Source organism: Pedobacter sp. HDW13, assembly GCF_011303555.1.
Taxonomy (GTDB): Bacteria; Bacteroidota; Bacteroidia; order Sphingobacteriales; family Sphingobacteriaceae; genus Pedobacter.
In genome coordinates this window covers 1,962,866-1,978,951 of record NZ_CP049868.1, presented here as the reverse complement: position 1 = coordinate 1,978,951, position 16,086 = coordinate 1,962,866, and the positions used below count along the sequence as shown (strand labels likewise).

The following is a 16,086-nucleotide window of genomic DNA, read 5'->3' as shown; positions in this document are numbered from 1 at the left end:
GTAAGTACGAAAGGGTTTAGAATTTTGTTTTATTGCGATGGCTTTAAACCCATCGCAATATTTAGCCTAGGGTTTAAACCCTAGGCTAATAATTTATTTCTGGCTTTCTGCCCAGGCATCCATCTTAGCTTCGAAAACGGAAAGTGGGAAAGAGCCATCTTTTAAAACTGCAGTATGAAAAGCTGATAATTTGAATTTTGACCCAAGCTCCTTTTCATATTTGGTTCTTAATTCCCTTATTTTCATTGCTCCGGTTTTGTAACCCAATGCCTGTGCCGGGATACCCATATAGCGTTCAATTTCTGCAGTTGCCCCTTCGGTACTAATGGCTTCATTGTCGGTCATATATTTAATGGCTTGCTCACGGGTCATGTTTTTGGTGTGAATAGCCACATCAACCACTAAGCGAATGGCGCGGTGCATTTCGTCACCTAACGCTCCCATATGTTGATAAGGATCCTGATATAAGCCCAATTCTTTTCCTAACGATTCGCAATAGAGTGCCCAGCCTTCTACATAAGCATTGTGGCCTCCAAAACGGCGGAAATTAGGTAAGGATTTATTTTCCTGAGTTAAAGAGATCTGATAATGGTGACCAGGAATGGCTTCGTGCAGAAACAGTGATTCCATACCTGAAGTAGTATTGAATGTTTTGGCATCTAAAATCGGAACATAAAAGATTCCCGGACGTTTTCCATCTGCCGAGCCCTGATTGTACTCAGCACTGGCCGACGCTGCCCTGAAAGCCTCTGTTTGACGGATTTCGAACGGTGTTTTAGGCTCCACATCAAACATCTTTTTCAAATTGGGTTTCATGCGCTGATGAATGTCTTCAAAAGCTGCCAATACCTCTTTTGGCGTTTTGTAGGGCATGAATTTTTTATCTGTTTTCATGTATTCGAAAAAGGCCTTTAAATCGCCCTTAAAGCCAACCAGATTCTTGATGCTATCCATTTGTCCTTTTATCCGGGCTACCTCTTTTAAGCCGGTCTGATAGATCTCTTCGGGTGTTTTATTGGTGGTGGTTTGTTGTTTTACCAAATAGGTGTACCACTCTAAACCGCCTGGCATGGCAGACCATCCAGAACTTGTCCTCGCTTTTGGCAGGTATTCATTTTGAAGAAAATCGGCTAATTTTTTATACGTAGGGACAATAACGGTGGTTATAGCATTACGATATGCTTCGGTTAATTTTTGCTTATCAGCAGCAGAAAAATCAGCAGGCAATGAATTGATGGGGCCATAAAATAAACTTTTCTCAGGACTGTTTACTACCATGCTCTGCATCTGCGGAATCATTTTAACCACCAGGGCCTTAGGCAAAACAATTCCTTCAGCCTCGCCTTTTTTAAAGTTGGCAATAGCTGTATCTGCCCAAACCGAGAAGGCTGAGGCACGTTTTAGCCAGTTTTCGTAATTTTTTACCGTTTTAAAAGGTTGTGCACCTGTACCCGAACCCAGTTGACCAATGGTTAAAGGCAAAGCAAACATTTGGTTAAACGGAAGATATTCTGAATGGTATTTTAAACCTTCTAAACTGATACTTAGCTGGTCTTTCAGATAATCGAAGGAGAGTTTATCATTGGCATTAAGGTTTGCCCTGTCGTATTTACCCAGGCTATCCAGATAACGTTCGTTAAACGCTTTGTATGCTTTAATGTAAGCTTGCGAGCCATCGTTTGGCAGGAGGTCATCATAACGTTCGTCTCCAATATAAGTTGCGCTGATTGGATTAAGTTTTAAACCATCCTGATAATATTGTTCGCACATGTTGGCAAATGCCTTGTTTTCTGCGTTGGCATCAGATTTGGTTCCTTGCTTGCAGGCCGATAAGGAAGCAATGCAGGCTGTAAAAAGAAGTATTCTCTTCATATGGTTTAAGTTAGTGTTTAACCAAAAATAATAAATTAAACGTCATTTTATAGATCAGGCCTAAAGCAAAAAAGCCACCCCGGTTAGGGATGGCTTTAATTTATTTTTTCAGTTTTGAAAACTGATTATGCTAATAATCTGATTGGCTCTTCCAATAAACCTTTTAAAGTTTGTAAGAAAGCTGCTCCGGTTGCACCATCAACCACACGGTGATCGCAACCTAAAGTTAACTTCATTACGTTGCCTGGAACAACAGCACCATTTTTAACAACAGGAACGGCTTGGATAGCACCAACTGATAAAATTGCACCATCAGGAGAGTTGATAATTGAGGTAAACTCATCAATACCAAACATACCTAAGTTCGAAACGGTGAAAGTAGAACCTTCCCAATCCGCCGGTTGTAATTTTTTAGCTTTAGCACCAAAATCTTTAACTTCTGCAGAGATATGTGATAAAGATTTACCATCTGCAAAACGCACAACAGGTACCAATAAACCATCTTCAACAGCCATAGCTACACCAATGTTGGTGTGCTCGTTGAAACGGATTTTATCGCCACCCCATGATGAGTTAACAGCTGGGTGTTTTTTCAATGCAACAGCTACCGCTTTAATAACGATATCGTTGAAAGAAACTTTAACTGGAGCAACTGCATTGATTGCCGTACGTGCAGCCATTGCGTTATCCATGTCAATGCTTATTGTTAAATAGAAGTGTGGAGCAGTAAATAAGCTTTCAGCTAAACGTTTTGCAATAACTTTACGCATTTGCGAAACAGGTGCTTCAGTAAATTTAACTTCACCAACAAAAGTTGGAATTACTGGCGCTGCAACTGGTGCACTTCCTGCCTTCGGAGCTTCTGCCTGAGGAGCAGCCGATGGTTTGAAGTTTTCGATATCTTTTTTAATGATACGGCCACCTTCAGCACTACCCGAAACCTGCGATAAATCGATTCCTTTATCTTTAGCGATTTTCTTCGCTAACGGAGATGCTTTAACGCGGCTATCAGATGATGAACTTTCGGCAACTGGTGCAGATGAACTAGCAGCAGCAGTTGTTGCTAGTTTTTCTTCTTTCGGAGCTTCAGCGGCAGCTTTTGGCGCAGTAGTACCGCCAGCTAAAATACCGCTAACATCAGTACCTTCAGGGCCAACAATAGCAATAATGCCGTTAACTTTTGCTGCCGAACCTTTTTCAACACCGATGTGTAATAAAGTACCGGTTGCATAACCCATAACCTCCATAGTTGCCTTATCGGTTTCTACATCAGCTAAAACATCATCATCTTTTACTTTATCACCAACTTTTTTATGCCATTCAGCAATTACGCCTTCAGTCATGGTATCGCTTAACAAAGGCATACGGATTACCGTTACACCTTTTGCTGCTAATTCTTCTTCGCTTAATCCACCACCCTGAGCAGGAGCGGCTTCTTCTTTTGGTGCTTCAGCTTTTGGAGCTTCGCTTTCTGCTTTAGGGGCTTCGGCACTTTGCTCAGCAGCTAAAGCTGCTTTATAATCTTCACCTTCTTTACCAATAACGGCCATGATGGCATCAACAGGAACAGCCTGACCTTCTTCTACACCGACGTATAAAAGGGTGCCATCCCAATAAGATTCCATATCCATTGTTGCCTTGTCAGTTTCTACTTCTGCCAAAACATCGCCGCTTTTCACTTTATCGCCCACTTTTTTATGCCACTTCGCCAAAACCCCTTCGGTCATGGTGTCGCTCATTTTGGGCATTTTAATTACATCAGCCATTATATCTAATTAATTGAAATCTTATTAATATTAGTCCATTACGTAAGGGTAGTTCTCAGTTACATATACATCTTTGTATAACTCAGATGCCTCTGGCCAAGGAGATTCTTCAGCAAATTTCACTGCCTGATCTACCGTAGCTTTAACTTTAGCTTCTACTTCTTCAATCCAGGCCTGGTCTGCATACTTTTCTTTCAAAATAGTTTCTCTTGCAAACTCAACAGGATCTTTTGCTTTATAATCTTCTAACTCTTCTTTAGTACGGTATTTTGCCGGATCTGACATTGAATGCCCACGGTAACGGTAAGTTCTCATTTCTAAGAAAGTTGGTCCTTCACCTTTACGCGCACGTTGAATGGCTTCGTCCATTGCATTGTGAACTGCAACAGGATCCATTCCGTCAACAGGAGCACAAGGCATATCGAAACCTAAACCAATTTTATAAATATCGGTCATGTTGGTAGTACGTTGTACCGAAGTACCCATTGCGTAACCATTGTTTTCGCAAACAAAAACTACAGGTAGTTTCCACAACATGGCCATGTTAAACGTTTCGTTTAATGCACCCTGACGTACAGCGCCATCGCCCATGTAACAAATGTTAACATTATCTGTTCCTTTATATTTTTCTGCAAAAGCAACACCAGCACCTAGTGGAATCTGACCTCCAACAATGGCGTGGCCACCATAAAAGTTATGCTCTTTACTGAACATGTGCATTGAACCACCTTTACCTTTAGAACAGCCGGTAGCTTTACCATACATTTCGGCCATAATGCTATCTGCACTAACGCCTAAAGCCAAAGCATGAGCATGATCACGGTAAGTTGTAATCATCGAATCGCCTTTTTGCATCGCAGATATTGCACCTGCAACTACAGCTTCTTGTCCAATGTATAAATGACAAAAGCCACGTATTTTTTGTTGTCCATATAACTGGCCAGTTTTTTCTTCGAACTTGCGCATCAGCAACATCGACTCAAACCACTTTAACCAGGTATCTTTATTTATTTCTACTGCACTCATTTTAGGGTATTTGTTTTTTTGCGACAGCAAATCTAATTTTTTTATTGTAATTTTTGGCACTTTCGAGTGTAAAAACATCATATTCCCGGCCATAAAATTACATTTAACACTTGTTTTACAATTGAATATGATTGGGAATCGCCTTTTCTGTTTTTAGAAAGATTTATAGCTGATTTTTTATAATTAAAACAACGCCCTTTATCGTAATCTGTAATTAAATTATTCTAAAATTTAATTTTGCGTATGCCATTATTTACATAATTTAAAATATTGCCACTTTTTGCTTTTAAGCCAGGCTTTAGAAAAGAAAAATTTTTGTGACAAAAGATGATTTTCTAGCAATTATTTAACTTAAAAAGGAGCGTATTAAAACAGAAATGTTAATAACTTTTACTTTTTAACATCTAACATTTGGATAACATTTGTATAATTAATACTTTTGGCAACCAACAATAAGCCCATGTGGTGTACGTTAATGTGTAAGTGAATACCCAAACATAACTGTATAACATGATTAAAAAATTTTTGTTTTCTACTCTAATCGCTATTTGCACGTTCTCAGCAGCATTTGCGCAAACTAAAACAAAAGAATCTGGTAAAGAATTAAATGACCCTGATAATCTTGCATCGCAGTATTTCTCGCAAGTAATGGGTGTTGCAGTAGATGCGACTTCGAATTTAAAGCTATACAAATTTATATACGAATGGATCGGAACGCCATATAGTTATGGCGGAAATACTAAAAGAGGCATTGATTGCTCTGCTTTTACTAAAGCGATTTACGATAAAGTTTTCAACACTACTATCAGAAGAAATTCTCGCGATATTTTTAGCATGGTTGATCCCTTATCTAAAGAAGATTTAAAAGAAGGTGATCTGGTTTTCTTTAAGATCAAAAGCAGAAGTATTTCACATGTTGGTATTTACCTGGGCGATAACAGGTTTGCACATGCATCAAGTTCTCGTGGAGTAGTAATCAGTAACCTGAACGAGCCTTATTACAGCCGTTATTTTTACAAGGGCGGGCGTGTACTGGAATCGTTTAAGAAGGAATTTACGGTAGAATAATCAGATCGCAGTTTACAGTTATCAGTTTATAATTCTCAAAGCTTAAAATATACAGTCCTCCCGAAGAAATTTTGGAGGATTTTTTGTTTACTACAACCCAAGCCGTCATTTCGAGCGAACCCGATAGCTATCGGGTGAAACGTATTCGGGAAACCAGTTGAGATTAGATCTCTAGGTTCCAGTCGAGATGACGACTACAATAAAGACCTAATGAAGCTCATTAACACAATCTTAATTTTTCCCTTTGTTCTTATAATTTTAATCAGTTGTACCAGCAACAATGCTCAGGTTATTACTACGCCTGCAGTCAAACAAGATACGGTGATTAGAAAGTTAAAAGATACGATTTCAATCACTGCTGTTGGCGATATTATGCTGGGGTCGGCTTTCCCTTCAAAAATGAACCTTCCTTCCGATGATGCTGTAAATAGCTTTCAGGCTGTAGATAGTTTGCTTAAAGGCGATATTGTTTTTGGAAACCTGGAAGGTTGTTTCCTGAATTCGGGGAACTCTAATAAATGCAATGGCATTAACCCAAATAGCTGTTACGCTTTCAGGATGCCCGAACGTTATGCCGCGATCTATAAAAAAGCAGGGTTTAATGTACTGAGCATTGCCAATAACCATGTAGGCGATTTTGATGCAAGGGGAAGAAAAAATACTGCACGGATTTTAGATTCCTTACAGATTCATTACGCCGGACAGGTAAACAAGCCCTTCCAAATTTTTGAAAAAGACAGTGTTAAATATGCGTTTTGTGCTTTTGCCCCGAACGAAAATACGGTATCTATAAATAAGATTGATAGTGCTAAGGCACTGGTATCGCGCTTAAAAACTATGGCCGATATTGTAATTGTGTCTTTTCACGGTGGTGGCGAAGGTGCCCGTTTTGAACATGTGCCACGCAAAAATGAAATCTTTTACAAAGAAAACAGAGGCAATGTTTATGCTTTTGCACATGCGGTAATTGATGCTGGTGCCGATGTGGTTTTGGGACATGGTCCGCATGTAACCCGGGCAGTTGAGGTGTATAAAAACAAATTTATCGCCTACAGTTTGGGTAATTTCTGTACTTATGGCATGTTCAGCTTAAAAGGTAATAACGGAATTGCGCCTCTACTTCAGCTTAAGATTAACGCAAAGGGCGATTTTCTGTACGCTGATGTGGTATCTGTTCAGCAGGATAAAGTTAACCGCTTAACCATTGATGATAACCATAGGGCTTTTAAGCGGATTAAGGAATTAACAGATATTGATTTTATTGGTCATCAGCTAAAATTCGAGAATAATAAAATCAGTTTAAAAGATTAATTTTCTCCGACATCAATCTCAGTTTATTTCAGAATATTTGCTGTATGAAAAAGGGACTAATACTTCATTACATTATTGGCATTGCAGCTGCGATGCTGGTACTGGCTGCTGCATATTATATTAACCAAAACCCGAAGAACTTGTTGTCGGCCGGAGTTATTATTCTGGCGGGTTGTTTAGTGGCTTTTAGTCAATATCAAATCATTAAACAAAAAAAGAAACAATAATATGCTTGCTATTATTTTGCAGGTAAACCAAACCGATAATTTTAAAGAGGGCATTTATTTAGCACTTGCTGTAGGTGCGGCAATTCTCTTATTTGTTTTATCGAGAAAATTTAGAAGGAAGGGGTAACCTAACTCTCATCCTTTGTATTCTTTACCAATCCAATTCCGGATACAAAGAAAATCAATCCGATTATTCCATAAACCAGCAAGCCTCTGCTGTTTTGACTGTGGTTAACAAAGCCATATCCAGCGTAAATTAAGCCGATAATACCCAAAATGGTTAATATGGTCCCAAAAGTTCGTTTTACGTTCATGATTTTTTTTAGATAAGACAAAAAAATAAACCTTTTTGTTTTAACCCAATAAAAAAGTCCATTTCTTGAATTGAAATGGACTTTTTACTTTCTTAACTAAAATCTTTACTTACCACACACCTAATCTGTTTGCGGGCGCAACATACATTTTTGCCGTGGCAGGAATATTAAATGCTTTATAGAAGGCCTCCATGTTGTAAACAGGGCCATTTACACGGAACATTTCCGGACTATGCGGATCGGTTTTTAAGCGTACGCGCATACTTTCGTCGCGATCTTTAATTCTCCATACCTGGGCAAAACTTAAAAAGAAACGTTGATCGGGTGTAAAGCCATCAATTTTTTTATCGCCTTTTGCTTGTTCGGTTAGTTTAAATGCATCATATGCAATATTTAGTCCGCCAATATCAGCCAGGTTTTCGCCTAGCGTTAGCGATCCGTTTACATGTTGGTTATCAAGCAAAGTGAAATTGTTATAAAAGGCTTCTACTTTACCTGCTTTAACTTTAAATTGATCCGCATCGGCTTTGGTCCACCATTCTTTTAAGTTACCTGCAGCATCGTACTGGCGGCCCTGATCATCAAAGCCATGTGTCATCTCGTGTCCGATTACCGCACCAATTGCACCGTAATTAATGGCGTCATCTGCAGCAAAATCAAAGAAAGGAAACTGTAGGATGCCCGCAGGGAAAACAATTTCATTAAAAGATGGATTGTAATAGGCATTAACAGTTGGCGGTGTCATGCCCCATTCTGTTTTATCGACATTTTTACCCAGCTTATCGATCATTTCTTTATAAGCATGTTTATTTGCCGATTGGAGATTTGCATAATAAGTATTTTTCGAAACTTCAACATCGTCATATTTTTTCCACTTATCTGGATAGCCGATTTTTTTAATAAATGCGTTTAATTTTTCTAATGCCTTCTTTTTGGTTTCCACTGTCATCCAGTCTACTTTCTGGATTCTTTCTGCATACACTTTTTGTAAATTGTTTACCAAAGTTAACATGCGTTCTTTGGCTTCAGGCTTGAAATATTTCTCGGCGTATAATTGGCCCAAAAGCTCGCCCAGACTTCGATCTGTAGCATTTACAATGGCTTTCCACCTTTCGGTAGGGGCTTGCTGTCCATAAAGTGTTTTAGAGAAGAAGTCGAATTTAGCATCTCTGAACTTCTTGGTAAATGAATTTGCAGATCTGCTTAAAGCATCAAATTTTAGCTTTTCCTTCCAGATTTCTATTGGCTGACTTTTTACCAGTGCTGATAAAGCCTGATAGTATTTTGGCTGTCGAACAATAACAGTATCAGTTTTAGTGCCCAATTTGCTCAAAACAGATGTCCATTCGATGTTTGGGGTCTGTTTCTGAAAATCAGCCACTGTCATTTTATTATAGTTTTTCTGTGGATCACGTAATTGAACCGGGGTAGAATGCGATTGGGCAATGCTTGTTTCAAGTTTTAAAATATTTTCAGCGTATTTGGCTGCATTTACCGAATCGCCTGCCAGGCTAAAAATTTTTGTGATGTATTTGGTGTACTCAGCTCTGATTTTCTTTGCCTTTTCATCTTGTTCTAAGTAATAACTCCGATCAGGCAAGGTTAAGCCGGCTTGTGAAAATGATAATGCGTTTTTTGTACTTAATTTATCGTCCGGATCTACACTAAATCCCAATAAATCTCCTTCCCCTTTTTTATAGCCATCAGCAATAAAACTGATTAAATCTTTATCATTTTTAATGCCATCTATTTTAGCCAAAAGTGGTTTTATGGGATCAATACCTAATTTTTCTATGGTCAATGTATCCATACCACTGGCGTAAAAATCGCCCACTTTTTGTTCTACACTCCCTTTTGTCGCACCTGCTGTCGAAGCATTTTCGAGAATCTTATTCAGATTTTTAAGGTTGTCGTTATATAGCGTATAAAATGAGCCCCAACCGGTTTCTGTTTTTGGGATTTCGGTGTTTTTTATCCATTTGCCATTGGCATATAAGAAAAAATTATCCCCGGGTTTTACCGTAGTGTCCATCCCAGCTTTATCAAAAAATTCAGAGCGGTTAGTCACAACATCCGCATCTTGATGTTGTTTATTTTGGCACGCAGCAAACAGTAAAGAGCCGGCAGCAGCAAAGATTAGTTTAATTTTCATTGTTAATAAGTTAGTTAGAAAACTTAAAGCTACAAAATGCCTGATGGAGTTTGTATGAATTTTTATAACTTCATAAAAAAATCTAATTATGCAATACACACTTTACATTCTCATAGCGCTCGGGGTAATTATCCTGTTAAGCTCATTTGTAACCGTTAAACAGGGAACAATAGCGGTTGTAACCGTTTTTGGTAAATATCAAAGACTGCTAAGACCAGGACTAAACTTTAAAATTCCATTAATTGAACAGATTTACTCCCGTATCTCAATCCAGAACCGCTCTGTAGAATTATCTTTCCAGGCAGTTACGCAAGATCAGGCTAATGTATACTTTAAAGCCATGCTTTTGTATTCGGTAATTAACCAGGACGAAGAGACCATCAAAAATGTGGCTTTTAAATTCGTTGATGCTACAAACTTAATGCAAGCATTGATTAGAACCATTGAAGGTTCGATAAGGGCTTACGTGGCTACACAAAAGCAAGCCAATGTATTGGCGCAGCGTAATGAAATTGTACTACATGTTAAAGAGCAGATTGACCAGGTTTTAGATGGCTGGGGGTATCACCTCCAGGATCTTCAGTTAAATGATATTACTTTTGATGAAGAAATTATGCGCTCAATGAGCCGCGTAGTGGCATCTAATAACTTAAAAGCAGCCGCAGAAAACGAGGGTCAGGCTTTATTGATTACTAAAACCAAGGCTGCTGAAGCAGATGGTAACGCCATTAAAATTGCTGCTACTGCCGAACGCGAAGCTGCCCAGTTACGTGGTCAGGGTATTGCCTTGTTTAGAGAAGAGGTAGCAAAGGGTATGACCAATGCAGCACACGAAATGCAACAAGCCAATTTAGATACCTCGGTAATTTTATTCACCATGTGGACAGAGGCAATTAAACAATTTGCTGAGTATAGCGAAGGTAATGTGATCTTTTTAGATGGAAGCACTGAAGGCATGAATAAAACCATGAAAGAAATGATGGCGATGCAACAATCGCAAAATAATGCTAAAAAGGCTTAAAACTCAAAGTTAACAAGTGAAAACACTTTAGATATCCAGGTTTTATCCTGATTTTTCAATTTTATTTCAATAAAAAAAGCCTATCAGAATTTTACATCTGATAGGCTTTTTTATGATTAAGTATTACTACTTATTTATTTATTTTTTCTGCAGCAGGGATACCTAGGTTCATTACATAATTACCCGATTGTTGCATAAAATCGCCCATTACTTTTAATGATTCATCTTCAATAAAATCGAAAGCATCTTGTTTCGTAATTTTATCCCCTTTTTTAATTGCTGGCAAGCCTCTCAATGCTCTTAATTCGTTTTGTCTGGCAAGCGATTTAGCTTCCTGTGCATCGCGCTCTGCTTTAAGCTTAGCTTCGTTCAAGGTTACTGAAGTTTCAGCATCACGTTTTTTCAGCTCGGCAATATCTTGTTTCAGGTATTTAAAATCTAACGAACTGGCAATGCGTTGCTCACTGTTTTTAATCAGTTGCGCCTTAACAGCAGCTAAATTGGCTACTGGTTTAAAGTTAGAGCTTGCAATCACATCCCATGGCAGGGCAGATGGCTCAGTATCTTCTCCAATTTTATCCATTGGGTACACAGAAGGGAAAACCACATCAGGTGTTACTCCTTTATGCTGTGTACTGCTGCCCGCAACTCGGTAAAACTTAGCCATGGTTAAATTAATCTGGCCTAAGTTAATATCGGCAGGGTTGGCTGAACTTGGAGAAGTACCAACAGTTTTATCTTTAGCTATTAATCCGGCTACCCTTTGCAACATGCTTGGGTTTACCAATTTGTTTAAGTCGATTGATGATTGAACAGTACCTTTACCATAGGTTTGGCTGCCCATTACAATACCGCGACCATAATCCTGAATCGCTCCGGCAAAAATTTCAGATGCAGAGGCGCTTAAACGATCTACCATTACGCCAAATGGACCATTCCAGGCTACACCGCTATTCTCATCCTCATCTACTTCTATTTTACCACGTAAATCTTTCACCTGAACAACAGGGCCTTTATCGATAAATAAACCGGTTAACGAAATGGCTTCAACCAAAGAACCACCACCGTTTCCACGTAAATCCAATACAATAGCATTCACTTTATCGATGTTTTTTAAAGAATCAACCAATTTTCTTACATCACGGGTGGTGCTTTTGTAGTTTTTATCACCTGCATTTGCGGCTTTAAAATCTGCATAGAATGCAGGCAATGAGATGATACCAATTTTATAATCTTTACCGTTTGAGTTAATGGTTTTAACTTTTTTCTTAGCCGATTGGTCTTCAAGAATTATTTTCTCTCTTACAAGCTCAATAATTACTGGCTTAGACGACATTTCTTTTCCTACAGGAATTACTTTCAAACGTACTTTGGTTCCTTTAGGGCCTTTAATTTTGGTTACAGTTACGTCAAGTCTCCAGCCAATGACATCAACAAACTCGCCATCGCCTTGTGCTACAGCAATAATCCTGTCGCCAGCGCTTAATTGTTTGCCTTTAAAGGCTGGTCCACCAGGAATAATTTCTGAAATTTTAACTACCTCGTTTTCCAATTGTAAACGGGCACCAATACCTTCGAACGAGCGCGACATTTCCTCATTAAATTCTGTAGCCCTTGCCGGCACAAAATAATTAGTATGTGGATCTATAGACTCGGTAAAAGCATCCATCAGGATCTGGAAAACATCCTGATTATTGGTTTTCGAGGTTTGCGATTGTAAATTCTGGTAACGTTTGGTTAAAGTTTCTACGTTTTTAGTATCTGTTGTGCCGGCCAGGTTTAAGTTAACCAGTTCGTATTTAACACGTTTTTTCCAGGTATCGTTTAAAGCAGCTGAGGTAGTAGCCCAAGGCATTTTCTCGCGATCATAAACGTAGCTATCGGTTTGGTTAAAATCGAATTTGGTTTTAATCTGCGCCAAAGAATAAGTAAAGTATTCATTTAATCTTTTTGCGTAAACGTTATAGATGTAAAACGGACCGCTTAAATCACCGTTTTTAAAGTCATCATCAAGCGTATATCTGTATTTTTCAAATTCTTTGATATCGGTAGCCAGGAAATAGTTTCTTCCCGGGTCTAAAGATTTGATATACTTATCTAAAATAAGCGAAGATATAGAATCGTTGACCTGAATTTTTTTGTAATTGTAGCTCTCAATTAAATTAACAACTTCTTTAATAACGAGTTGTTGTTGCTCATCTGGTTTCACATTCGTAACACCCTCAACCATTGGCTGAGTTTTAGGTGCAGCATGACAAGCAAGTACTGCTGCAGTAAAAATTACAAAAAATATTCTTCTTAACATCTCTTTAAATGATTTAAAATCCATTTCCAATTCTATATAGCCAATATGATACCATTTTAGCAAAAAAACAAAAAAGAGACAGCATTATTACCGTCTCTTGTTAAAACTTAATCAAATCTAGCTAAAAGCTTTTTATTTAACAATAACTATAGGAGAACGTTAACGCTTATTTTTTGTTTTATTTGAGTATTGAAATTTGACCATTTGCAGACGATAAATGGTCAGTTTAGACGCGAATTCTATTTTTGAAGCACGTTTTTTAGCCTGTTTCCGGGCGGTTTTGCCGAAAATGGAGTGGCTAAGTTGATTGTGATGATTAAAATAATCAGAATTGAGGGAACTGTGGTTAACCTTTTTTTCCAGCAGTTTTACTGGCAATAACATCCCTGGCGTCTTTAATCTGGCCTTTATATTGGGTTGTTTTAACAGAGTTGGCAAACCACTCTGCCGATTTTAAGTCGCGGAGGGCCAGGCTAAAATCTTTCTTTTTAATTTTAACCTGCACAATACCCAGCATCGATTCGATGTAGGAGTTGTTGCTTTTTAATTGTTTAGCCAATATGCCCTGTTGGGTATAGAACCACATGGATTGGGTGTATTTGGTATTGGCGAGATAAACTTTGCCCAATAGGCTGTAGGTATTCATTACTCCCGCCCTATTGCCGGTTTTAGAGTAATTCTTTAAGGCAACATTTAGCAGGATTTGCTCGGCATCAGAAAAGCGGCCCAGCTGGTAGTGCATGGTGCTCATTTTGATCACAGCCTGGCCATAACGGTTAAAATTTTTTACCGCATTGTATTCGAAGGCTGCTTTGCCAAATAAGGTTAGCGCTTCATTGTAGTCGCCTTTTCGCTCTAAATCTTCTGCTTCCTCAAAAAAAGAGTTGCCATCTTCCAGTTCAAATTTAGATACGGCAATATTGATTGCGTTACCTCCGTTTGGTTCCTGAATTTCCGGTTTGTCGATATTTTGAGCTCGTAGTTGTACTGATGCAAAAAGGCCAATTAAAGCCAATACAATCCTGGTCATGCAACAAAAATAATACTTTAAATTTAATTTCAGCTAAATACCTGTAAATTAACATCGAAAGATGCCCAAACCATGTATGGATGAGAATCGCAGTGGTACACTTCTCCGGCTGCAGATATGCCTACAATGCCTGCAAAGCCATCAAAAGCTTTAAGTTCGGCGAAAGATTTATCGGCAGCATTTTTTAAAGAAAAGCCATCAGTAACCCGTGTTACAATTTTGGCGGCCAGTGCGCCACTTACAATATCCTCGCCTACACCGGTACATGAAATACCTGCATGGGCATTGGCAAAATTGCCCGCCACTGTAGCCGAATCGCTTACACGGCAGGGAATTTCGAAGCCTTTGCCTCCTGTAGAAGTACCTGCGGCTATATTTCCATCTGCATCGAGGGCTACGCAGCCAACGGTACCTTTGTTTTTTTTTTGGTTTAATTTGGCTTCGTATTCTGCCTGGCGCTGAGCCGTAATAGGATCAAAGTATTCGAATCCGTTTTTGCGTGCAAAATCCTGTGCACCCTGTCCGCTTAAAACACGGTCATCATATGTCAGTAGGTTTTGCGCAATTTTGATCGGATTTTTAATATCTTCAACATTAATTACACCGCTAAATTTTTCAGTTTTACCATCCATTAAGGCCGAACTTAACCGTACCTTTCCATCGCTTTGAATTTGCGAACCGATTCCCGCGTTAAAAAGCTCGTTATCTTCGAGTAAGGCAACGGTGTAAACTACGGTTTCTAAAGCAGTATGGTGCTGCAAATAAGCATGGCCAAGGCTTACAATTTCTGCGAGGGCATCTTGCTTCGCTTTTTTGGTTTCCTGGTTGGTGGATGATTCGCTAAAAAAGCCTCCGTGTATAATTAGTTTCATTTTGTTAGGATCAAGTAGTACGATTTTGTATCAAGTTAACAATTATTGCCAACTGAATTATGCTATCGGGGCTACTTTTGGATGCTGGATAACCAAACTATGATCGTTCAGGTCGTAAACGTCGCCATCGCACATTACATGCACCACCATGTTCTTGATTGATACCGGTTGTCCCATTTCAACATCTGTTAAATTGGTGTCGGCCATGGTACGGCCATCTACTAAAATTACCATACCAGAGCCTATGGCTTCCATCACGTGGCCATCCGAAATGAAAAGACCGGTGTCTTCGCCAAGGCCAATGCCTAAAATACCCGGATTACTAGCTGCTGCATATAATAAACGGCCAATTCTGCCCCGTTGTACAAAGTGTGTGTCTACAATTACATCATCAATAAAGCCAAGTCCGCCGGTAATTTTAACCTCACCTTTTAATAAGGCATCTTTACTGCTGCCCTGGTAAATCATGTTTTTTGAACTGGCTGCTGCTCCGGCCGATGTACCTGCAATAACTACTGGCTCGGTTCTGTATTTTTCGAGCAGGAGCTGATGAATTTTAGTGCCACCAAAAATAGATGAAAGGCGAAGCTGATCGCCGCCGGTAAAAATAATTACCTCTGCCGCTTTAATACGTTCGTAGTTTTCGTCGGCGTTGGCTTCTTCACGGTTGGTGATATTTAATACCCCAACATTGTGTACATCTAATTGTGCGTAAGCTTTTATGTATTCTTCGCCTACTTTTTCGGGCATTAATGATGCCGTTGTGATAATTTCGAAACGTGATTCGGTATCTCTTGCAGATTCGGTTGTAATCCGCTTTAAAATTCCACGCTCAAAAAAGTTCATGTTATCGGGCAATCCGAATTGAGTTTCGGCAAAGCTGCCTGTGTTTATTGCACCGCCAATAATGATGAGTTTACCTTCCGGAACCATTTTTTGTGTATTTGATATCAAAAAATCCAAATATATAGGCTTATGATAAAAAACGCGACTTTTTTTGTCAATATTATTTAAGTTATTAACAATGGTTGAAATAATATAACATAAAATTAACAGTCATGTACCTAAAAATAAAACAAATACCCTTTAAAATTGATTTAACCAAAGGCAGGCGCTATTCTG

Annotated in this window: 13 protein-coding genes; 4 read left to right on the top strand and 9 right to left on the bottom strand. The window is 38.9% G+C overall.

The features are described 5' to 3' along the window. Positions 1-93 precede the first annotated feature (93 nt). The 3 genes from G7074_RS08280 to pdhA form a co-directional block, all read right to left on the bottom strand. Complete coding sequence (locus G7074_RS08280) at positions 94-1,872, bottom strand: DUF885 family protein (RefSeq protein ID WP_166207911.1); 1,779 nt, start codon at positions 1,870-1,872, stop codon at positions 94-96. A 125-nt stretch (positions 1,873-1,997) separates the two neighbouring features. Next, positions 1,998-3,638 carry a pyruvate dehydrogenase complex dihydrolipoamide acetyltransferase gene (locus G7074_RS08275; RefSeq protein WP_166207908.1) on the bottom strand — a complete coding sequence of 547 codons (1,641 nt, stop codon included), beginning with the start codon at positions 3,636-3,638 and terminating at the stop codon, positions 1,998-2,000. Between the two features lie 30 nt (positions 3,639-3,668). Then, positions 3,669-4,664, bottom strand: coding sequence for a pyruvate dehydrogenase (acetyl-transferring) E1 component subunit alpha (pdhA, locus tag G7074_RS08270; RefSeq protein WP_124562009.1), 996 nt, complete (start codon positions 4,662-4,664; stop codon positions 3,669-3,671). Between the two features lie 510 nt (positions 4,665-5,174). Between pdhA and G7074_RS08265 the strand changes: the two genes are divergently transcribed. The 3 genes from G7074_RS08265 to G7074_RS08255 all read left to right on the top strand — a co-directional run bounded on the left by G7074_RS08265 (position 5,175) and on the right by G7074_RS08255 (position 7,270). Continuing rightward, a complete protein-coding gene (locus G7074_RS08265) occupies positions 5,175-5,732 on the top strand; it encodes a C40 family peptidase (protein WP_116252145.1) in 558 nt (185 codons plus the stop codon). A gap of 321 nt (positions 5,733-6,053) precedes the next feature. Then, positions 6,054-7,043 carry a CapA family protein gene (locus tag G7074_RS08260; RefSeq protein ID WP_240916503.1) on the top strand — a complete coding sequence of 330 codons (990 nt, stop codon included), beginning with the start codon at positions 6,054-6,056 and terminating at the stop codon, positions 7,041-7,043. A 44-nt stretch (positions 7,044-7,087) separates the two neighbouring features. After that, entirely contained in the window at positions 7,088-7,270 is a 183-nt protein-coding gene (locus G7074_RS08255; RefSeq protein WP_124562011.1) for a hypothetical protein, read from the top strand. A gap of 128 nt (positions 7,271-7,398) precedes the next feature. On the opposite strand, the gene G7074_RS08250 is transcribed toward G7074_RS08255, so the two are convergent. Together G7074_RS08250 and G7074_RS08245 are read right to left on the bottom strand one after the other, a co-directional pair. Next, a complete protein-coding gene (locus G7074_RS08250; RefSeq protein ID WP_124562012.1) occupies positions 7,399-7,584 on the bottom strand; it encodes a hypothetical protein in 186 nt (61 codons plus the stop codon). Between the two features lie 109 nt (positions 7,585-7,693). Continuing rightward, entirely contained in the window at positions 7,694-9,736 is a 2,043-nt protein-coding gene (locus tag G7074_RS08245) for a M13 family metallopeptidase (RefSeq protein WP_124562013.1), read from the bottom strand. An 88-nt stretch (positions 9,737-9,824) separates the two neighbouring features. Here G7074_RS08245 and G7074_RS08240 point away from each other — a divergent pair, with 88 nt between their 5' ends. Next, entirely contained in the window at positions 9,825-10,757 is a 933-nt protein-coding gene (locus G7074_RS08240) for an SPFH domain-containing protein (RefSeq protein ID WP_124562014.1), read from the top strand. A gap of 130 nt (positions 10,758-10,887) precedes the next feature. On the opposite strand, the gene G7074_RS08235 is transcribed toward G7074_RS08240, so the two are convergent. The 4 genes from G7074_RS08235 to G7074_RS08220 form a co-directional block, all read right to left on the bottom strand. Continuing rightward, complete coding sequence (locus G7074_RS08235; protein WP_233603961.1) at positions 10,888-13,062, bottom strand: carboxy terminal-processing peptidase; 2,175 nt, start codon at positions 13,060-13,062, stop codon at positions 10,888-10,890. A gap of 346 nt (positions 13,063-13,408) precedes the next feature. Beyond that, the gene (locus tag G7074_RS08230; RefSeq protein WP_124562016.1) at positions 13,409-14,092 is read right to left on the bottom strand and encodes a hypothetical protein; all 684 of its coding nucleotides are present in this window, start codon (positions 14,090-14,092) and stop codon (positions 13,409-13,411) included. 29 nt (positions 14,093-14,121) lie between these two features. Beyond that, a complete protein-coding gene (locus G7074_RS08225; protein ID WP_166207902.1) occupies positions 14,122-14,964 on the bottom strand; it encodes an isoaspartyl peptidase/L-asparaginase in 843 nt (280 codons plus the stop codon). A 57-nt stretch (positions 14,965-15,021) separates the two neighbouring features. Continuing rightward, entirely contained in the window at positions 15,022-15,897 is an 876-nt protein-coding gene (locus G7074_RS08220) for a cyanophycinase (protein ID WP_124562094.1), read from the bottom strand. Positions 15,898-16,086 lie beyond the last annotated feature (189 nt).